Here is a 20178-nt window from a genome sequence, read left to right on the forward strand (position 1 = left end):
GGCCACCGCCGACCGGAACTCCGAGGCACACATGATGACCAACATCGCCGTGGTCTACGGGATGCAGGGGCATCGCCCGCTGGTCGCCGACCATCTGCGGCGGGCCCTGGCGCTGTACCGGCAGACCGGCGAACGCGCCGGTGAGGCGCGGGCGTTGGGCAACCTTGGCGTCTTCCATGGTCGGCAGGGCCAGTACGGCGTGGCCAGCACTCATTTGAAGCAGGCTCTGCGGTTGCTCCGCGAGACCGGGGAGACCCACGGGGAGGCCATGGCGTTGGGCAATCTCGGCTGGGTCCACATGCTGGAGGGCCGGTACGGCGAAGCCGGCGAGTATCTCGGGCGGGCGGTCGACCTGTGTCGACGGATCGACCATCGGGTGGGACTGGCCTTCGCCTTGGATTCGCTGGGCCAGTTGCAGGCCCGTCTCGGACGGTTTCGCGACGCGGCCGAACACCACGGTCGGGCGTTGGCGATATACCGACAGACCAGTCAACCGGTCGGCGAGGCGTCGGCGCTGATCGGACTGGCCGACGCGCTGCTGCGGGTCGGTGATCCCTTAATCGCCCGCACCTACTACCAACGGGCGTTGGCGATCTCGGCCCAGATCGGCGACCGGGCGCAACAGGCACGGGCGCACGCCGGACTCGCCAGGGTGGGGCACCACCTGGCCGACGACGTATGGGAGCACTGGTGGCAGGCGCTGGCCCACTACAGCGCGATCGGTGCGCCGGAGGCCGACGAGATCCGCGCCCGGCTCACCGCCGCCGACCGGCCGGAACCAACCCGGTCGCCGGGCGAACCGGAGCGTGTCGACCACGCGATCGACACGCCGCTGGTCACCGGGCCGGCACCGGGTCGGTGACCGCCTCGGATACCGCGCCGGGGGGTGGCGCTGTCGCGCGGATCCGCCGACGATGCAGCACCTGCGCCAGCAGCAGCCCACCGGCACCGATCGCGACGTCGCTGAGCACCGAGACCAGTCGGCTGGCCAGCACCACGGTGCTGGCCAGCGGCAGCGGCAGCACGGTGGCGAGGGCGAGGGCGAGCACCGCCTCGCGGACCCCGATACCGTCCGGCGCGACCATCACCAGCAGGCCGGCGACGGTCGCCAGCGCGAACCCCGCGACGCAGATCAGGTACGACCGGCCGGCCGGGGCGCCGGCGGTGACCGCCAACAACCAGAGGTGGTGCCCGGAGACGATCCACGACAGCGACTGGGTGACGATCGCCGATCGGATACCACGCGGTGACGCGGACACCTCGGGTGCGGGCCGGCGCAGCAGCCGGGCGGCCAGCCGGATCATCCGGTCCAGCAGATCCGGCCGGACGAGCAACGCCACCACCGGCAACGCCGCTGCGAGCAGCCACCACATCCCGACCCCGGCGACCGAGGGACCCGCAGCGATACCGATGGTCAGACCGGTAAGGGCCACGATGCTCCAGCTCAGCATGAACACCGACGCCAGCCGGACCGGACCGACGTCGATCGCCTTGCCCATCCGCAGCAGCACCGGTAGGGCGACGAACCGGCCGGGCACGAACTTGACCAGGAATCCGACGAAGAAGATCCGGGCGGCGGTCCAGGTGTCCACCCGCGCACCGAGATCCAGGAAGACCGCCCGCCAGGACAACACGCCGAAGACCAGTCCGACACAGTTGATCGCGAACGCCCCGCCGAGGGCCAGGTACACGGTCGCGGGGTTCAGTGACGCGGTCAGCTCCCGGACCGGTGTCCAGTCCTGGGTCCGCAACACGGTCACCAGTCCGGCCGTGAGCAATCCGATGAACAGTACGACGAAGATCCGGTTGACCGCCCCTCGCCACCGTCGCCACCCGGTCGGCGATTCCGGGGTGATCGGTGGGGTCGGTGGATTCGGCGGGGTCGGCGGGGTCGGCGCTGCGCTCATCGGCCGGCTCCGGCCGGCACCGGATCCGGCCGGCCGTCCCGGGCCGCACGCGTGACGCCGACCGCCATCCCGGCGAGTTGGGTGGTGTGCATAAGGAAGTGCATCGCGACGAAGTACACCAGGAACCGGTTTCCCTTCCGGCGACGGACGAATCGCAGCAGTCCACGGTCGACGTACCCGAAGGTCGCGAACGTGGCGGCCGGTAGCAGGGCCAGCCACCAGGAGAACCCGGCCAGTGGCAGGGTGAGCAGGGTGAGCCAGCAACTGGTCATCGCCGTCACCGCCGCGACGTCCACTCCGGACGCATTGCCATGATCGGGATCGGCCGGGCCGGCCCGGCGGCGGGGCGCCCGACGTCGACGTCGACCGGCGACGACGGTGGTGGCGAGCAGGCCGCCGTAGCCGATCGCCCGGCCGACATGTTCCCGCAGGTACGGCCACAGTCTGTCCACGTCGTCGTGACGCCCGAGAACCTCCTCGCTCATCCAGATCTCGTAGCCGGCGGGCAGCCGGGTGCCGAACTCGATGTCCTCGGCGTCGCGCAGGTTCTCGTCGAAGCCACCGACTTGCTCGAAAACGTGCCGGGGAATCGCGGTCAGCGCGAACAGCGTCGCGTCGGCCGGTCCTGCGCCCTGACGCCGCCAGTAGTGCTCGAACAGGGTCTTGTAGACCTCGACCGGGCCGTCGACGGCGAGCGGCTCGGCGTCGTAGATCCCTTGTACCACTCCGCAACGCGGACGTCGGTCGAGGACGGCCAGCGCGTTCGCGATGGCGTCCGGGGCCAGCGCGATGTCCGAGTCGACGAAGAACAGCACGTCGCCCACGGCCGCCGCCGCCCCGGTGTTGCGCGCGGCGGACACCCCACGATTGGTGGGCAGGGCGATCAGCCGGCAGTGCTGGCCGGCGGCGATCCGCCGGGACTCGTCGGTGCTGGCGTCGTCGACGACGATCACCTCGACCGGCTGGTGGGTCTGCGCGTGCACCGCCGCCAGGCAGGCCGCCAGCGTCTTCGCCTTGTTGTGGTTCGGGACGACCACCGAAACGCGGGCACCGCCGGTCACAGTGAGACCGACACAAGCTGCGGGCGATGGTCGGACATGCTGTCCGGGTCACCGAACTCGTACCGGTGCACGGCCACACCGTCGGAGACCAGCACCCAGTCCAGCCGCCACAGCGATGTCTGCTCGGTGGGCCAGGACGCCGGATAGAACGACCGGTTGGTGGAGACGGCGTCGCGCAGCTCCGACGGCAGCCGCCGGGTGTCGCCCATCACCGAGGTCATGTTGAGGTCACCGGCGACCACGATCGGATTGTCGTTGGCGGCGACGTCGTCGGCCAGGACCCGCAGCTGCGGCAGCCGGCGCTCGCGCTGGTCGCGGATCGTGCGATGGAACTCGGCGCTCCACACGCTCGGACCACCGACCCACACCGGTACCGGCAGGTGCGCGTTGTAGGTCGACAGCACCCGATCGCCGACCCGCACATCGACTCGCAGTACCTGATACTGCCAGAAGTCGGTGAAGTCGGTTGGCGGCGGCGGGGCGTCCGGGGCCTCCAGCGGCGTGGACTCGACGATCGGAAACCGGGACAGGGTCACCAGCTCGCCGATCATCGCCACGTGGTAGCCGGGCAGTTCCCGACGCAGCCGGGCCAGGTCGTCGATCGGCACGAACTCCCCGTCGACCTCCGCCAGGTATTCCTGCAGCAGGTAGACGTCGGCCCGCTGCGCGCGCAGCAGGCGGTAGAAGTCATCGGCCCGACCCGGTGGATGCCAGTAACCGGTGTTCCAGGAGACGATCCGCAGCGCGTCAGCCGGCACCTGCCCGGCCCCCCGCAGCGGGCCGGGCAGGTTGACCCCGGTCATCCCGATCCCGGCCAGCAACGCGGCCGCGCTCAGCAGCGCCGCCGGTCGGCGGGTCCGGCGGCAGCCGGCCGCGGCGGCCGCGAACAGCACCGGTACGGCCAAGAAGGTGATCGGCGGCAGCAACTCGGCCAGCAGCCACCACCAGACCCGGCCACGCAGCGCCAGGTGGACGAGAACGAACACCAGCCACAACGCCGAGCCGACCACGAAGATCCGGCCCAACCACCGCCGCCACCACCGACCCCATGGTCCCGGTCCCGCCCCGGCGGCGGGTGCGTCGGCGGCCGGCTGCCCGGAGGCGTCCGAGCGTCCGTCCAGGACCGGCGGTGGTGCCGTCATGCGGTGACCTCCACGGGAAAGGTGCTGTCGTAGAGCTGCCGGAACGGCCGCGACAGCAGCCATTGCAGGACACCCACCCCGATCCCGGCGGTGATGGTCACGTTGACCAGGAAGTGCACCGCGACGAAGAACATCAGGAACCGAGCCCCCCGACGTCGGTAGGCCAGCAGGTACATCTGCTGGTCGACGGCGACCGACCCGGCGACCAACGCCAGCGGCGCGATCAGCCACACCGGACCGAACAGCGCGGGCAGTGCCGCCGCCGGCAGGGCCGCGGCAGCGGCCAGACTACCCCAGGCGCGCGAGGCGGTCTCGAACCCGGTGGCGAAGCGCCGGGCCCGGGCGTACAGCGGAATCCGCAGCCGGGCCCGGTGGAACAGCTTGCGGAGCAACGGCACCAGCTGATGGTCGTGGTCGTGACGGCCCCGGACCCGGGAGGTCAACCGCAGCTGGTGGCGGCGGGAGATCCGGTAGCCGTAGTCGACCTCCTCGGTCTGCCTCAGCGCCGGGTTGAACGGACCGACCTCGTCGTACACCGTACGGCGGATGGCGCACATCGCCGGGAACAGAAACGTCACGTCGCCTTCGCCACTGATCGACCAGTGGTGGTACTGCAGGCCGCGATAGCGGGCCACCAACGTGTCATGCAACAGCGGTTCCGGGTCCTCGATCCCGCACACCGCACCAATCCGTGGTTCGGCCTCGAGCAGCGCCACCGCCTCGGCGACCGCGTCGGGCGCCATCGCCACGTCGGCGTCGAGGAAGAACAAAATCTCACCGGAGGCGTGGGCGACCCCGATGTTACGGGCACGACCGCAGCCGCCGTTGTCCGACAACGCGATCACCCGTACACCGGCCGCCTCGGCCACCGCCACCGAGTCGTCGGTGCTGTGGTCGTCGACGACCAGCACCTCGATCGCCGGGTAGGTCTGCTCCGCGACGGATCGCAGGCAGACCGACAACGAGTCGGCGTAGTTGTAGCTCGGCACGATCACCGACACGAGCGGCGTCGACATCAGAGCGCCTCCGCCGGCTTGTCGTACAGCCGCCGGAACGCCCGCGAGGTGAGCCAACTGGCCAGCCCGGTGACCGCCGCGACCGCCATCACCACGTTGAGGAGGAAGTGCATGGCGACGAAGTATCCGACGAACAGCGGGTTGCGTCGGGCGGCGACGAACCGGTACATCGGCCAGTCGCAGCCCAGGTAGCCGACCGCGACGAGTGCCGGCACCAGCGCCCACCACGGCCCGAACAGCACCGGCAGGACCGTGCTGAGCACCACCGCCAGCGCCGCGACGCTGCTCCAGGCGCGGGGGCCGCTGCGCAGCCCGCCCGGGAAGTCCGGGTTCGCCGCGTACATCGGGATGTGCAGCATCGTGCGGGTGAACACCTTACGGATCAGCACGCCGAGTTCGTGGTCGTGGTCGTGCACGCCGCGTACCGCCGGGGTCAGCCAGATCTCGTAGCGGCGCGCCATCCGGAAGCCGTAGTCGGCGTTCTCGGTCTCCCGCAGTCGCGGATTGAATGGCCCGATCTCGGCGAACACCTCGGCCCGCATCGCCAGCAGGGCGGTGTACATCGTGTGGATCCGCCCCTCGTCGGCGATCAGCCAGTAGGACTGCTGCATACAGCGGTACTCCTCCAGCAGGCTGTCGCGGATCAGCGGCACCGGGTCGTAGTTGCCGCAGATCGCGCCGATCTCGGGTCGCTCGGTCAGCAGCGTCACCGCGTTGGCCACCGCGTCGGGTTTGGCGGCCACGTCGGAGTCGACGAAGAACAGGATGTCACCGTTGGCGTTGGCCGCGCCGAGGTTGCGGGCGACCGACGGTCCGCCGTTGACCGGCGTGCGCACCACCCTTACGCCATAGGACTCAGCGACCGCCACCGAATCGTCGGTGCTGCGGTCGTCCACGACGATGATCTCCATATCGGGGTACGTCTGGGCCCGCAAGGCGGTCAGGCACAGGCCGAGCGCGCGGGCGTAGTTGTAGTTCGGCACGATGACCGACACGAGTGGTTCAGGCATGGGCGGTCCACTTTCGGGTTTCACGGCGACGGGTTTCACGACGACGGCTGGTGGTGGGCGGCGAACAGAGCGACGCCGACGACCGCCGCCAGCAGGGCGGTGGTCGCGACGATGAACCGGTCCCGCAGCAGGGTCCGCACCGGGTCGCCGCCGCCCCGACGGACCAGCACCGCCTGCAGGTAACGGGACACCCCGAACAGGGTCAGCGGCACCGCCGCCAGCAGCAACGCGTTGCGGTACACGCCGACCGGCGCCTCGGACCGCAGGTAGAGCAGGAAGCCGACGACCGCGACGGTCGCGTTCACGGTGAGCAGCTGGTCGACCAGGCCGAGGTTGTAGCCGCGCAGGGCCGGCCGGTGCGTCGCGCCGGCGACCGCGAGTTCCTGCCGGCGTTTGCCGAGGATCAGCACCAGGCAGGTGGCGAAGACCGAGGTCAGCAGCCAGACCGCCACCGGCCCGCCGGTGGCGGCGTAGCCGAGCACGACCCGCAGCACGAAGCCGGCGGCGACGACGCAGATGTCCAACAGTGGTACGTGTTTGAGCCACCGGCTGTACGCCAGGTTCAGCCCCAGGTAGGCGGCCAGCGGCCACCAGGACATCGCCGGGCCGGCCGTGATCGCCAGGATCAGCAGCGCTCCGAGCACGGCGGCGAACAGGGCGGCGCCGGCCGGGGAGATCCGGCCGCTGGCGACGGGACGGGCGCGTTTGACCGGATGCCCTCGGTCCAGTCGTCGGTCGGCGACGTCGTTGACGGCGTACACCAGTGACGAGGCGAGGGTGAACAGCAGCACCGCCCAGCCGATCCGGGCCAGGGTGGTCGCCGACCAGACCGGGGCGTCGAGCAGCGCGAGCGGTACGGCGAACAGGTTCTTGATCCACTGCCGGGGGCGGGTCAGGGCGACCAGGTCCGCCGTGGCGCGGGTCAGGTGGCCGGCGAGCCGGGCCACTCGCCCGGACCTCCCGGGCCGGCCGGACCTCCCGGACCTCCCGGGCCGGCCGACGGTAGGTGGTGCCGGGGCGGGGGCCGGTGTCGGACCGGCCACCACGTCGACAGCGGTCATGGGCACCTCCTCGGCTAGAAGAAGACCTTCGCGGCGCCCAGGACACCCTGGCGCCACGGGTCGCGGCTGGTACGCCCGTTGCTCGCCGCCACAGCGGGACCGCTCCACCGCGCGCGCCACCAGCGGAAGGTCTCCAGGACCGCGTCCTGGTTGCTGTATCTGGGGGTGAACCCGAGCCGTCGACCGGCTCGGCCGATGTCGACGTAGGAGTCGGCCATCAGCTTGTGCAGCAGCCGCCCGTACACCGGCGACAACCCGGTACGCTCCAGCAGGCCCAGCGCGGCCCGGGCCGGACGGGCCGGTAGCGCCACTACCCGTTTGCCGTGACCGGCGGCGTCGAGCACCGCCTGGAAGTCGTCGCGGAGGGTGCCGAACTCGGCCGCCCCGATGTTGTACGTGTCGTTCGCCGTGTCGGCCGGGGCGTGCAGCGCGGTGACGACGGCGTCAACCAGATCGGCCACGTGCAGCATCTGGATCCGGACGCCGCCGTCACCGAGGACCGGAAAATTGCGCCCTTCGTGCGCCCACTGGAACAGCATGGCGAACAGGCCCATCCGGCCCGGGCCGAGGAACGTCTTGGGCCGCAGCACCGTCAGGATCAGGTCGTCGTCGCGGTAGCTGACCGCCAGCCGCTCGGCGTCGGCCTTGGCCGTGCTGTAGCTGTCGACCGGGGCGTACGGATGGTGCTCCGGGGTCGGTACCTGCCGGGGCAGACCGTAGACCGCGGTCGAGGAGATGTAGACCAGCCGGGGAACCTTGGCGCTGCGGGCCGCGTCGAGCACCGTCCGGCTGCCCTCGACCACGATGGACCGGATCTGGTCGGCCGGGTAGCTGGGCAACGCGGCGGCGCAGTGCACCACCGCGTCGGCGCCGGCGAACGCCGCCGCGAGGACCGAGGGATCCCGGACGTCACCGATCAGGTGCCGGTAGCCGCTGTCGGCCACCTCGGCCGGTGGCTCGCGTAGGTCGACTCCGGCGACCGCGACGCCGTCGGATCGCAGCCGGGTCACCACGGCGGAGCCGAGCATGCCGGCGGCCCCGGTGACCGCGATCACCACAGCGATCCCACCTTCTGCGCGACGAACCGGGTGAGCAGGCGGGTCAGGCCCTGGTCGAGAACGGTCTCCAGGCTGTCGAGGAAGTACTCGACGTCTGTGTCGCTGGCGACCAGCGGCGGGCCGACCACCAGTGGGCTACGGCCGTTGAGCGTGTAGTAGGTGTAGATGTCATGGTCCCGGTACAGCGCGCTGATCACGGCGGCGGTGATCAGCTTGGTGCGCAGCAGCGGATCCCGGGCCAGGCCGGCCGGGGCCAGTTTCGCGGCCAGGTCCAGCACCCGGGGTCCGCCGTCGACGAACACACCCCACAGGGCCCCCGAACCGGTGACGTCGGCGACCGCCTCGGGATGCTGCTTGGCGATGCGGCGCAGGCCGGGGGCGAGCAGCCGCTCGATCCGCCGGGCCTGGGCGGGATAGTCGTCGTCGACGGCGATGTTGATCGCTTCGATCGCGGTCGCGCACTCTTCGCCGAACCCGTAGTAGGTGGTGGACGTCGAGTGCAGCAGGGCGTCGATCGGGCTGTCGTAGGCCCGCCGGAAGACCGGTTCGCGCGCCACGTACGCCGAGATCGACGACTTGCCGCCGCCGAAGGACTTGGAGGTGGTCAGCACGTCGGGCAGCAGGCCGGGGTAGCGCATGAAGTAGAACAGGCTGCCGGTCTTGCCCCAACCGGTGTAGATCTCGTCGAAGACGAGGACGATGTTCTGCTCCGTGCACAGTTCGCGTAGTCCGCGCAGGAATTCCTCGGAGCACCACCGCATGGTGGAGGCGCTGAAGGGTTCGATCAGGATGGCGTACACGTCGTTCGGATGCGCCGCGACCGCCGCCCGGACGGAATCGAGGTCGCCGTAGGAGAACGACACGACGCCGGGAATCCCGGGAAACGCGAAGTGGTTCTGCGCGCCGCCGGTGAGACTCCCCGATCCGAGCAACTTGCCGTGGAAGCTGATGTCGGCGCGCAGGATCGTGTTGCGCCGACCGCCATGATACTTGTAGGCCAGTTTGACCGCGCCTTCGACCGCCTCGGCCCCCGAGTTGGGCAGAAAGGACATGTTCAGGTCACCGGGCAGCACCTCGGCGAGATTGTGCGCCAGCGCCGCCACGTACGGCGAGAAGTAGGTCTTGTGCACCTCCATCCGCCGCCGCTCCGCGAACCGACGCCGGGCCGCCATGATGCGGGGATGGTTGTGACCGTGGTTGAGGACGCCGACGCCGCCGGTGAAGTCGAGCACGCGTCGACCGTCCCGCAGGTACAGGTACGCGCCGTCGGCGTGGTCGACGAGCTCGCGGCCGAAGCCGAAGGACGTCATGAGGCCCACCTGGCTACGGTTGACGAACCGCCGGTAGAGGTCGTGCACCTCTTTGACGGACATTCCGTCGCAGTCATCGACGGTGAACAAAGTCGACACGCATCGACCCTTTCTCCAGAGCGATCGGAATGAGCTGGATCATCGATCCACGGATCTCCTGCCGCGAGTCGTTGAAATTGTGCCGGAACCGGTTGGACACGAACTGGATGGCGACTGAAGTACGACTGGACGTCTGTCAATGTCCACTTGCCGGTTGAGGCGAATGTGGCTACCGTCTCGCACAGCTAGGGACGGGGAACTCTCGTGCCACACCCGTGATCGACAAGGTGGTGTCCGTGCTCCCGGACGTATCCGTCGTCATTCCCGCCTACAACAGCGACCGCACGCTCCGCGCCTGCCTGTCGGCGGTCTTCGCCCAGACACACCCCCCGGTCGAGGTGATCGTGGTCGACGACGCCAGCACCGACCAGACTCGTGAGGTCGCCCGGCGGTTCCCGGTCACCCTGCTCGGCACACCGGTGAACCGGGGGCCCGCCGCCGCCCGCAACCGGGGTATCCAGGCCAGTCGCGGCGAGGTGATCTTCTTCGTCGACGCCGACTGCGCGCCCTCGCCGGACGCCGTCGCCGCCGCGCTGCGGGTGCTGACCGAGACGCCCGACGTCGACTGTGTACACGGGATCTACCTGACCGAGCCGCTCTACGACGACGGCCCGATCGAGGCGTACCGGCTGCTGCACGCCCACTACTGGCGAATGCGCAACACGGGTCGGGTCCGGACGGCGATCTTCGCCCTCTGCGCGGTCCGCCGCTCGGTCTTCGACGACGTGGGCGTGTTCGACGAGAACCTCCGCGCGTCGGAGGACGTCGAACTCAGCGACCGGATCGCCGCCCGGCACGGCATCTGGCTGTCCCCCGAGGTGACCTGTCGGCACGACGACGACAGCCGGCTCTGGCCGATGCTGCGCAAGCAGTTCGGCCGCTCACAGCTGCTGGTACCGGTCGCGGTCCGCGAACGCGGGCCGGCCGGGCTGCGCGCAAACCGGCCCGCCGGGGTCCTGGCCACCGCCGTCGCGGTCGCCACGCTTCCGCTGGCGGCGCTGACCCCGGTGCTGCTCGCCCTGCCGGTGCTGGCCGTCGCCGGGTTCGCCCTGGCGGATCCGGGGCTCGCCGGCTTCGTACGCCGGGAACGCGGCCTGGCGTTCCTCTGCTTCTTCCTCGCCGTCCACTTCCTGGTCCACCTGGCGATCGTCGGCGGAGCCGCCATCGGCGGGCTGCGGTTCCTCGTCGACCGCGACTTCGGTCCGAGCCGCGAGCTGGCGGTCGGGGCGGGCCGGTGAACGCCGTACCACGGCTGCGGGCGCGGGCGCTGGAGGCCGCGTTCCTCGGCGTACGGACCTACCACCGACTTCGGCCGACGACCCCTGCGGGGCGCGGCGGTCGGCCCGTCTTCCGGGTCGCCCCCGGCACCATCGCCCTCACCATCGACGACGGCCCCGATCCCCGGTGGACACCGGCCGTGCTCGACCTGCTCGCCGCCCACGGCGTACCGGCGACCTTCTTCCTGATCGGCGACCGGGTCGCCGAACACCCGGCCCTGGCCCGACGGATCGCCGACGCCGGACACGAGATCGGCAACCACTCGATGCGCCACCCGATGCCGTTCGCGGCCCTGCCCAGCGGCCTGATCAACGCCGAGATCGGTCAAGCCCAGCGGCGCATCACCGACGCCACCGGCACCGCGCCCCGGCTGTTCCGGGCACCCAGCGGCGGCTGGTCCGCCAACGTGCTGGCGGCGACCGCCGACGCCGGTCTGACCCCCGTCGACTGGACGGTCAACTCCAGCGACTGGAAGGAGCCCGGGGTCGGCCGCGTCACCCGGGCCCTGGCCCGCAGCGGCTCCGGACACGTCCTGCTCTGCCACGACGGTGGCGGCGACCGCTCGCAGACGGTGGCCGCGCTGTCCGTGGTTATTCCCCGGTTGCTGCGCCGTGGGCTCCGGTTCGTCGCGGTACCCGCGCACCCCGCCGCCGGTCGGGAAACGTGATGCCACGTCCGGCGTTGCACCTGGCCGCTCGGGTGGTCAACTGGCCGCTGACGGTGTTGATCCGGCCCTATCCTCGGCTGAACGCGCTCGTGTGGGACCTGCAGTACGCGCTCGGTCTGTGGCGCTATCTCGACACCTCCCCGGACAGCGGGCCGCTGGATCTGGTCCGCCGTCACGTTCCGTACCCCAGGATCCTGGATCTGGGCTGCGGAACCACGGCGAACCTCGCGCTGCCCCCGGGGCGGTACCGCCACTACCACGGGGTGGACATCAGCCGGGCGGCGATCCGTCGCGCCAGGTCGTTGCGCCGCCCCGACGCCACCTTCGAGGTCGCCGACGTGCTGCGCTACCGAGGCACCGAGACGTACGACGCGATCCTGTTCCGCGAGGTGCTGTACTACTTCCCGCCGGACCAGGCGGTCGGGCTGCTGCTACGGGCCGCCGGCATGCTCCGCCCCGGCGGCCGGATCCTGATCTGGGTCTACGACACGTCCAGCCCCACCAGTCAGGAACTGGTCGCCCGGATCCGGGACTGTGGGCTGGTCGTCCACGAGGAGTCGATCGACAGCGTGGCGCGGCGCCCGGCGATGACGGTCGTCCTCGGCGTACCCGGTCCCAGTCCCGCCGGGTTCGCGTCGTGACCGATCAGGTGACCCGCGCCCGGATCGCCGGCGGACAGTGGATCGAGCCGGCGGTCGTGCTCGCCGTGGCGACGGCGGCCGGCACCCTCGCCGCGGCGGTCTACCAGCTGACCGGGCTGTTCTGGGGCGATCTGGCCACCTATCGGGCCGGCGCAGAGGCTGCCGGCCTCGGCGACGGGCACCTCTACCAGGCCGCCTACCGGGGCACCGACGGCATCGCACTCGGCTTCACCTATCCACCGTTCGCCGCGTTGCTGCTGCGACCGCTGGCCGCTGTCGGGATGCCGGTGGCGATCGCCGGCTGGACCCTGCTCAGCGTCGTGGCGTTGGTCGCGGTGATCCGGCTGGTGGTCCGCGAAACGGGTGTCCCGCGTCGACTGTCCACCCGGTGGACCGTGCTCTCCACCGTCGCCGCGCTGCCCGTCTTCGCGGTCTCCGGGCACCTGCAGGTCGGTCAGGTGGGGCTGCTGCTGATGTGGCTAGTCCTGGTCGACCTGCTCGCCGGACGGAACAGCCGGTGGTACGGAGTCGGCGTCGGTCTGGCCGCCGGCGTCAAGCTCACCCCGCTCATTTTCATCGGCTATCTGGTGCTGACCGGCCGATGGCGGGCGGCGGCCACCGCCCTGGCCACCTTCGCCGCGACCGTCGGCGTCGGGTTCGCCTGGCGATCAGCGGACTCCGCCTGGTTCTGGGGCGGCGGCCTGTTCGACACCGCCCGGGTCACCGCGGACCCGCGTACGGTGCTGAATCAGTCGTTGGCCGGCGCGGTGGCCCGCATCGACGACGTGGGCGAGTCGGGACCGGTCTGGCTGGCCTGCGCCGGGGTGGTCGCCGTCGCCGGGATGGCGCTCGCGGTCTGGGCCAGCCGGGCCGGATCCGAGCTGGTGGCGGTGCTCGTCTGCGCCGGCACCGGGCTGTTGGTCTCCCCTGTCTCCTGGCATCACCACTGGGTCTGGTGGGTACCGACACTGGTCGCGCTCGCCGTGGCCTGCTGGCGAGCGCGACACCGGGGCGGGGCCGTCGCGCTCAGCGTCGTCTGGCTCACCCTGGTGGGCAGCACCGGTTGGGTGTTGGCCAGCCCCGGCGGGTGGGACCTGCACTTCACCGGGGCGGGCCTGGTCTACAGCAACCTGTACGTGCTGCTGGCGCTGGCCGGGTTCGGCGTGGCGGCGTGGTTGCTGCACGACGGCCGGGCTGCACGACGGCCGGGCGCCTCGCCGTGACGATCGTCGATAGGCTGACATCCGGAGAACGTCAGCCGCGGTCCACCTGGTGCCCGAGGACCTGTGGGGCGAGCAGCACCGCCGTACCCGAGCCGTCCCGGCGCGGATCGACGGCCGGCAGGGCCACCGATTCGCCGGCCTCGGTCGCGCCCACCGGCCGTGGGCCGATCCAGGCCAGTTCCAGTCCGGATTCGTCCTTGAGGAAGCGCTGCGCGCGGACTCCCCCGGTCGCCCGGCCCTTGGCCGGGTACTGGGCGAACGGCGTCACCTTGACCCCCCGACCGGTCGACGTGACGACCATCGGCTCACCGTGCTGCGGATCGTCGGTCCGTACCGCGCCGAAGAACAGCACCTCGGCACCGGCGGTGAGGTGGATCCCGGCCATGCCGCCGCCCTTGAGCCCTTGTGGACGGACCAGCGTCGCGGGGAACCTCAGCAACGCGGCGTCGGTGGTGACGAACGCCAACGTCTCCGTCCCGTCGGTCAGCCAACTGGCACCCACCACCTCGTCGCCGTCGCGCAGGCCGATCACCTCGAACTCGTCGGAACGCACCGGCCACTCCGGCGCGCAGACCTTCACCACTCCCCGACGGGTGCCCAGGGCCAGACCGGGGCTGTCCTGCCGGGCCACCGGCACCAGCCCGACCACGTGTTCGCCGGCCCGTAGCGCGACGAGTTCGGCGGCGGCCATGCCGCCGGACAGCGACACCGTGCCGGGCCGGTCCGGCAACACCGGCAACGGCAGCACCTCGGTCCGGATCGCCCGGCCGGCGTTGGTCACCAGCAGAACCTGACCGCGTGCGGTCGCCGGGACCACCGCCCGAATCGCGTCGTGTCGGGTCCGGCCGGGTCGGCGGGCACCGTCGATCGACTCCTCGGACTGCGCGACGGTCCGGGCCACCAACCCGGTCGCCGACAGGATCACCTGGCACGGATCGTCGGCCACTTCCAGTGGGCCGGCCGGCGCGGAGGCCGCGAGGACCTCCTTCAGATCGCCATCGATCAACGTGGTCCGCCGAGGGCTGGCGAACTGCTTGGCCACCGCCGCCAACTCGTCGGAGACGACCTTACGCAGTACCTGCGGGTCGTCGAGGATCCGAGACAGCTCGGCGATCTCGGTTCGCAGCCGGTCCTGCTCGGCTTCCAACTCGATCCGGTCGAAGCGGGTCAGCCGGCGCAACGGTGTGTCGAGGATGTAGCCGGCCTGGACCTCGGAGAGCCCGAACTCGGCCATCAAGGCGTCGCGGGCGGCCCGGGCGTCGTCGCTGGCCCGGATCAGCCGAACCACCCGGTCGATGTCGAGCAGCGCGATCAGCAGACCGTCGACCAGGTGCAGTCGTTCCTGACGCTTTCTGCGCCGGTAGGCGCTGCGTCGGGAGACGACCTCGTAGCGGTGGTCGAGGAAGGCTTCGAGGAGTTCCTTGAGGCCGAGAGTACGGGGTTGGCCGTCGACCAGGACCAAGTTGTTCACGCCGAACGACTGTTCCATCGGGGTGAGCCGGTAGAGGTCGGCGAGCAGCGCCTGGGGGTTGACGCCGATCTTGCACTCCACCACCAGCCGGGTGCCGTTCTCCCGGTCGGTCAGGTCCTTGACGTCGGCGATGCCCTGCAGCCGCTTGGTCTTGTTGACCTCTTCGGTGATCTTCTCGATGATGCGTTCGGTGCCGACGCCGTACGGCAGTTCGGTGACCGTGATCGCCTGCCGCCCCCGGCTGCCCTCCACCTGGCCGATCTGCACCTTGGCGCGCATCCGCACCACACCGCGGCCGGTTTCGAAGGCCCGGCGTACCTCGTCGAGACCGAGCAGCAGTCCTCCGGTGGGCAGGTCCGGTCCGGGTACGAACTCCATCAGCTTGTCCAGGTCGGCGTCGGGGTGGCGGATCAGCCACCGGGCCGCCGTGACGACCTCGCCGAGGTTGTGCGGGATCATGTTGGTCGCCATCCCGACCGCGATCCCCGACGCCCCGTTTACCAGCAGGTTGGGAAACGCGGCCGGCAGCACCTTGGGCTCGGTCAACGATCCGTCGTAGTTGGGTTTGAGGTCGACGGTGTCCTCGTCGAGCTCACCGACGAGCAGCATCGCCGGCTGGGACATCCGCGCCTCGGTGTACCGGCTGGCCGCCGGGCCGTCGTCGGGCGACCCGAAATTGCCGTGCCCGTCGATGAGCGGCACGTTGAGCGAGAAGCCCTGCGCGAGCCGGACCATGGCGTCGTAGATCGCGGTGTCCCCGTGCGGGTGGTACTTGCCCATCACGTCGCCGACCACGCGGGCCGACTTGACGTAGCCGCGGTCCGGGCGATAGCCCTGCTCGCTCATCGAGTAGAGGATCCGGCGGTGCACCGGCTTGAGCCCGTCACGGGCGTCCGGCAACGCCCGGGAGTAGATCACCGAGTAGGCGTACTCCAGGTAGGAGTCCTGCATCTCGGTGGCCAGCGAATTGTCCAGCACCCGCGCACCGGCCTGGTCGAAGGCGGCCAGGTCGATCCGGGGCGGTCTGCTCTTGCTACGTGCCATCTGGGTATCAGCGCTTTCCTCGGTCGAGCAGGTGCTGCTCAGGCATCGATGCTTTCCTGGTCGACCCGGCCGGCCGAATCGATCAGCCAGTTCCGGCGGGGCTCGACCTTCTCCCCCATCAGCAGTTCCAGGGTACGGTCGGCCACGTCCGCGTCGTCCAGAGTGATCCGGCGTACCGACCGGGTGGCCGGGTTCATCGTGGTCTCCCAGAGTTCGTCGGCGTCCATTTCGCCCAGTCCCTTGAACCGGGGCACCGGGGTGACCACCTGTCGACCGGCGCGTTCCAGCCGGCGTACCGTCTGGTCCATCTCCGCCTCGGTGAAGGTGAAGATGGTCTCCGCGTTGCGACCTTTGGTGACGATCTTGTGCAGCGGGGGCATCGCCGCGTACAGCCGGCCGGCCTCGATCACCGGGCGCAGGTACTTGGCGAACAGCGTGATCAGCAGGGTACGGATGTGCGAGCCGTCCACGTCCGCGTCAGCCATCAGGATCACCCGGCCGTAACGCATCGTGGTCAGGTCGAAGGTCCGGCCGGTGCCGGCCCCGAGGACCTGGACGATCGCCGCCACCTCGGCGTTGCGCAGGGTGTCGGCCAGGTTGGCCTTCTGCACGTTGAGGATCTTGCCCCGGATCGGCAGCAGCGCCTGGTACTCGGCGACCCGGGCCATCCGCGCCGAGCCGAGCGCGCTATCACCCTCCACGATGAACAGTTCGCTGCGCTCGACGCCGGTGGACCGGCAGTCGACCAGCTTGGGTGGCATGGACGCGCCTTCCAGCGCGGTCTTGCGCCGGGCGGCGTCCTTCTGCTGTTTCTGGGTCAACCGAACCCGGGCCGCGTCGACGACTTTCTGCAGGACCGTGCGGGCTTCGCTTCGGGTCTTGCGGTCCTCGACCCAGGATTTGACGTGCCGCTCCACCACGGCCTGCACGACGCGGGTGATGCCCGCGGTGGACAACTCGTCCTTGGTCTGCGAGGTGAACTGTGGCTCAGGGATCCGGACGTGGACGACGGCGGTCATCCCTTCCAGCACGTCGTCGACGGTGGGCGGGTCCTCCTTGGGCTTGAGTAGTCCCCGGGTGTTGCGCACCGCCTCGACGATCGCCCGGGCCACGCCCCGCTCGAATCCCTTACGGTGCGTACCGCCGTGGACGTTGCGGATCGTGTTGGTGAAGCACTCGACGATCCGTTCGTATCCGGTGCCCCAGGCGAGCGCGATCTCGATCTCGGCGCGGCGTTCGACGTCGGGCTGCATGACGCCGTTGGCGTCCGCCGCGTTCTCCTTGTAGCTGCCGGTGCCGTTGATCAACAGGGTGCCGGAGACCGGCTTGTCCCCGGTCGGGGTGAGGAAGTCCACCATCTCCACCAGCCCCTGTGGGTGGTGGTACACCTCCTCGACCGGCTCGGTGCCGGTGGCGTCCCGCAACACGTAGGTGACCCCGGGGACCAGGAACGCGGTGTTTCGCAGTCGGGCCCGGACGGCGGCCACGTCCAACGCGGCACCCGAATCGAAGTAGCGGGCGTCGTACCAGTAGCGGATGGAGGTGCCGGTGGCCGCGCCACGCTTCATCCGGCCGGTGTCCCGCAGCCCGGATTCGGGGGTGAACCCGGCGGCCGGGCCAGGTCCGTCGAACACTCCGGGGACGCCGCGCTGGAACGACATCTCGAACACCCGGCCGGCGCGCTTGACCTGTACGTCGAAGCGCAGCGACAACGCGTTCACCGCCGAGGCGCCAACACCGTGCAGGCCACCGGACGCCTTGTAACCGGAGCCGCCGAACTTGCCGCCGGCGTGCAGTCGGGTCAGCACCAGTTCGACACCGGACAGGCCGGATCGGGTGTTGATGTCGGTCGGGATGCCCCGTCCGTCGTCGTCGATCTGCACCGAGCCGTCGGCGTGCAGGGTCACCTCGACCCGGGTGGCGTGCCCGGCGATCCCCTCGTCGGTGGAGTTGTCGAGGATCTCGTTGAGCAGGTGGCCGACGCCCCGGCTGTCGGTCGAGCCGATGTACATGCCCGGGCGCTTGCGGACCGCGTCCAGCCCTTCCAGATGTGTGAGGTCGTCCGCTCCGTAGAGCGTCTCAGGTTGTGCAGTCAACGCGTCGAACTCCCCGGTGCCGGCAGGTGGGCCACGCCCGGTGGCAGGCGGGACCACACGGCGACCCGCAGGTCACCGCCCGGAGAGCCTAGCTGCCGCGACCGACACCATGACGCCGACCTAGCGAACGGCAACGGCCGGTGTCGACGCCGATTCCGATCGGGCCGGCGGGTACGCGGCCCCGATGGCGCGGTGGTCTCCGCACGTGGCGGAGCCGGTGCGCGAGACGAGCTCGCGCACCGGCTCCGTACGGTACTACGTGAGCTGGATCGATCAGCTGGAGCTACAGGTCGGGGTCATTCCACCGCCCGTGCCGGTGCCCTGGAAGCCGAACTGAGTCGACTGTCCGGCACCGATCTGTCCGTTCCAGGGTGCGTTGGTGAATCGCACGGTGCCGGTGCTGCCACTGGCCTGCGAGTTCCACGCGTTGGTGACCGCCGCTCCGGACGGCAGGGCCATGGTGACCGTCCAACTGCTGGTCGCGGCGGATCCGGCGGTGACCCGTAGGTTCGCCACGAAACCACCCGGCCACTGGTCGATCGAGATCACCGAGGCCGTACAGCTGCCTCCGCCCGGCGGCGGGGAGGTCGGCGGTGCGGTCGTGGGCGGGGCGGTCGTCGGCGGGGCCGTGGTCGGCGGGGCCGTGGTCGGCGGCGCGGTCGTCGGCGGCGCGGTCGTCGGCACCGGGGTGGCGCTGTTCAGTGCGGCGAGGGTCGCGTCGTACGCCTGCTTCTTGTTGCCGTTGCACTCGAACAGCAGTGGGGTGCCGCCGCTGCGCCACGAGTCGCAGTCGCGGACGCCCCAGACGGTGATGCCGGTGCAGCGGGCGACGGCGAGGCAGTCGTTCACGACGTTGCGGTAGGTGTTGGCCTGGGTGCTGCCGGAGCCTTCGATGTCGAGTTCGGTGATCTGCACGTCGACGCCGAGGGCGGCGAAGCTGGACAGCGTGGTGCGGTAGTTCGACGGGTACGGCGAACCGCTGTTGAAGTGCGACTGCAGGCCGATGCAGTCGATCGGCACGCCGCGTTGTTTGAAGTCGCGGACCAGGTTGTAGGCGGCCTGGGTCTTGGCCCAGGACCAGTTGTCGATGTTGTAGTCGTTGTAGCAGAGTTTGGCGCCGGGGTCGGCGGCGCGGGCGGCGCGGAACGCGGCTTCGATCCAGTCGTTGCCGGTGCGTTGCAGGTTGGAGTCGCGTCGGGCACCGGTGCTGCCGTCGGCGAAGGCCTCGTTGACCACATCCCAGGAGTGGATCTTGCCCCGGTAGTAGGAGGCGACCTGGGTGACGTGGTTGAGCATCGCCTGGCGCAGCGCGGTGCCTTCCATGCTCTGCATCCAGCCGGGCTGCTGGGAGTGCCAGGCCAGGGTGTGGCCGCGCACGGCCATGCCCCGGGAGATGGCGTGGTTGACGATCCGGTCGCCGTTGGTGAAGTTGAACTGGTTCTGCTGCGGCTCGGTGGCGTCGAGCTTCATCTCGTTCTCGGCGGTGACGCTGTTGAACTCCCGGTTCAGGATGTTCACGTACGTCGAGTCGCTGAGCTTGTTCGCGGCGACGGCGGCACCGAAGTAGCGGCCGGACTGGGCGGCGGCCGCACCGAGTGTGGATTCGGCGGCGCTGGCGGAGGTCGCGTAGAGCAACGCGGCGCTGGCGGCGACCGCGACCGCTGCGGCGGAGGCCAGCAGGGCGCGACCTGTTCTCGTCCGTCTGCCGACGGATTGGTGGGTCATGTCGTATTGCCTCTCGGGTGCGGGGTACGGACGGGCACGGTTCCGACACTCCATCGACTATGGTCGAAGTAATGCTGCCCAGATGCTAACGGAAGTTTTCCGGTAACTCAACGGCAACACTGTTGCCCAGCACAGCGCGACCAACCCACCCCAGGACGTGACGACACCGAGGACTTCGTCGCTCACCCGGAGGTCAATGGCTACCGAAAGTTCCGCGCGCCGCCACCCACCGCAGTGGGCAGCATGCGGCGGGCAGCATCAGGAGCGGCCCAGCGCCATCGCCGGTCCGGTCGGTGACGTGAGGAGCGACGATCCACGCTCGCCGATCCGGCGTCGAAGCCGGGGTCCGCAGTGGCGACACACCACGAT

General features: G+C 70.3%; 13 protein-coding genes and 2 pseudogenes. 5 read left to right on the forward strand and 10 right to left on the reverse strand.

Going from position 1 to position 20178, the window contains the following annotated elements; genetic code table 11:
• Positions 1–157 precede the first annotated feature (157 nt).
• A pseudogene (locus O7632_RS19920) lies at positions 158–862 on the forward strand (tetratricopeptide repeat protein); the annotation flags it as partial.
• Here O7632_RS19920 and O7632_RS19925 read toward each other — a convergent pair.
• The 7 genes and pseudogenes from O7632_RS19925 to O7632_RS19955 form a co-directional block, all read right to left on the reverse strand.
• A pseudogene (locus tag O7632_RS19925) lies at positions 837–2996 on the reverse strand (glycosyltransferase). The pseudogenes O7632_RS19920 and O7632_RS19925 sit on opposite strands and share 26 nt — an antisense overlap.
• Positions 2965–4110, reverse strand: a complete 1146-nt coding sequence (locus O7632_RS19930) for an endonuclease/exonuclease/phosphatase family protein (RefSeq protein ID WP_278116442.1) — start codon at positions 4108–4110, stop codon at positions 2965–2967. The pseudogene O7632_RS19925 and the gene O7632_RS19930 overlap by 32 nt, the downstream one beginning before the upstream one ends.
• On the reverse strand, positions 4107–5126 hold the full coding sequence (locus tag O7632_RS19935) for a glycosyltransferase family 2 protein (RefSeq protein WP_278116444.1): 1020 nt from the start codon (positions 5124–5126) through the stop codon (positions 4107–4109). The genes O7632_RS19930 and O7632_RS19935 overlap by 4 nt, the downstream gene beginning before the upstream one ends.
• The gene (locus O7632_RS19940) at positions 5126–6136 is read right to left on the reverse strand and encodes a glycosyltransferase family 2 protein (protein ID WP_278116446.1); all 1011 of its coding nucleotides are present in this window, start codon (positions 6134–6136) and stop codon (positions 5126–5128) included. Before O7632_RS19940 ends, O7632_RS19935 begins: the two co-directional genes overlap by 1 nt.
• Before the next feature lie 35 nt (positions 6137–6171).
• Complete coding sequence (locus O7632_RS19945; RefSeq protein ID WP_278116448.1) at positions 6172–7197, reverse strand: UbiA prenyltransferase family protein; 1026 nt, start codon at positions 7195–7197, stop codon at positions 6172–6174.
• 14 nt (positions 7198–7211) lie between these two features.
• The gene (locus O7632_RS19950) at positions 7212–8255 is read right to left on the reverse strand and encodes an NAD-dependent epimerase/dehydratase family protein (protein ID WP_278116450.1); all 1044 of its coding nucleotides are present in this window, start codon (positions 8253–8255) and stop codon (positions 7212–7214) included.
• On the reverse strand, positions 8249–9565 hold the full coding sequence (locus O7632_RS19955) for an aminotransferase class III-fold pyridoxal phosphate-dependent enzyme (RefSeq protein WP_278120213.1): 1317 nt from the start codon (positions 9563–9565) through the stop codon (positions 8249–8251). The genes O7632_RS19950 and O7632_RS19955 overlap by 7 nt, the downstream gene beginning before the upstream one ends.
• Before the next feature lie 326 nt (positions 9566–9891).
• On the opposite strand from O7632_RS19955, the gene O7632_RS19960 reads away from it, so the two are divergent.
• The 4 genes from O7632_RS19960 to O7632_RS19975 are packed head-to-tail and all read left to right on the forward strand — an operon-like array spanning position 9892 to position 13473.
• The gene (locus tag O7632_RS19960; RefSeq protein ID WP_347403637.1) at positions 9892–10902 is read left to right on the forward strand and encodes a glycosyltransferase; all 1011 of its coding nucleotides are present in this window, start codon (positions 9892–9894) and stop codon (positions 10900–10902) included.
• Entirely contained in the window at positions 10899–11609 is a 711-nt protein-coding gene (locus O7632_RS19965; protein WP_278116454.1) for a polysaccharide deacetylase family protein, read from the forward strand. Before O7632_RS19960 ends, O7632_RS19965 begins: the two co-directional genes overlap by 4 nt.
• Positions 11609–12250, forward strand: coding sequence for a class I SAM-dependent methyltransferase (locus tag O7632_RS19970; RefSeq protein WP_278116457.1), 642 nt, complete (start codon positions 11609–11611; stop codon positions 12248–12250). The genes O7632_RS19965 and O7632_RS19970 overlap by 1 nt, the downstream gene beginning before the upstream one ends.
• Positions 12251–12291: 41 nt before the next feature.
• Positions 12292–13473: a glycosyltransferase 87 family protein gene (locus O7632_RS19975; protein ID WP_278120215.1), complete on the forward strand. Its 1182-nt coding sequence runs from the start codon at positions 12292–12294 to the stop codon at positions 13471–13473.
• Between the two features lie 31 nt (positions 13474–13504).
• Here O7632_RS19975 and O7632_RS19980 read toward each other — a convergent pair whose 3' ends face one another.
• From O7632_RS19980 to O7632_RS19990, 3 genes are all read right to left on the reverse strand, one after another.
• Entirely contained in the window at positions 13505–15988 is a 2484-nt protein-coding gene (locus tag O7632_RS19980; RefSeq protein WP_278116459.1) for a DNA topoisomerase (ATP-hydrolyzing), read from the reverse strand.
• 38 nt (positions 15989–16026) lie between these two features.
• Positions 16027–18084 carry a DNA topoisomerase IV subunit B gene (locus O7632_RS19985; RefSeq protein ID WP_278116461.1) on the reverse strand — a complete coding sequence of 686 codons (2058 nt, stop codon included), beginning with the start codon at positions 18082–18084 and terminating at the stop codon, positions 16027–16029.
• A gap of 273 nt (positions 18085–18357) precedes the next feature.
• A complete protein-coding gene (locus tag O7632_RS19990) occupies positions 18358–19809 on the reverse strand; it encodes an endo-1,4-beta-xylanase (RefSeq protein ID WP_278116464.1) in 1452 nt (483 codons plus the stop codon).
• Between the last annotated feature and the right edge of the window lie 369 nt (positions 19810–20178).

The organism is Solwaraspora sp. WMMD406 (assembly GCF_029626025.1).
GTDB lineage: Bacteria > Actinomycetota > Actinomycetes > Mycobacteriales > Micromonosporaceae > Micromonospora_E.

Excerpts from the sequence above, each read along its gene's own strand:
- O7632_RS19945 (WP_278116448.1), bottom strand. The coding sequence starts at position 7,197 with ATGACCGCTGTCGACGTGGTGGCCGGTCCGACACCGGCCCCCGCCCCG.
- O7632_RS19980 (WP_278116459.1), bottom strand. The coding sequence starts at position 15,988 with ATGGCACGTAGCAAGAGCAGACCGCCCCGGATCGACCTGGCCGCCTTC.
- O7632_RS19990 (WP_278116464.1), bottom strand. The coding sequence starts at position 19,809 with ATGACCCACCAATCCGTCGGCAGACGGACGAGAACAGGTCGCGCCCTG.
- O7632_RS19970 (WP_278116457.1), top strand. The coding sequence starts at position 11,609 with ATGCCACGTCCGGCGTTGCACCTGGCCGCTCGGGTGGTCAACTGGCCG.
- O7632_RS19930 (WP_278116442.1), bottom strand. The coding sequence starts at position 4,110 with ATGACGGCACCACCGCCGGTCCTGGACGGACGCTCGGACGCCTCCGGG.
- O7632_RS19955 (WP_278120213.1), bottom strand. The coding sequence starts at position 9,565 with ATGACGTCCTTCGGCTTCGGCCGCGAGCTCGTCGACCACGCCGACGGC.
- O7632_RS19940 (WP_278116446.1), bottom strand. The coding sequence starts at position 6,136 with ATGCCTGAACCACTCGTGTCGGTCATCGTGCCGAACTACAACTACGCC.
- O7632_RS19935 (WP_278116444.1), bottom strand. The coding sequence starts at position 5,126 with ATGTCGACGCCGCTCGTGTCGGTGATCGTGCCGAGCTACAACTACGCC.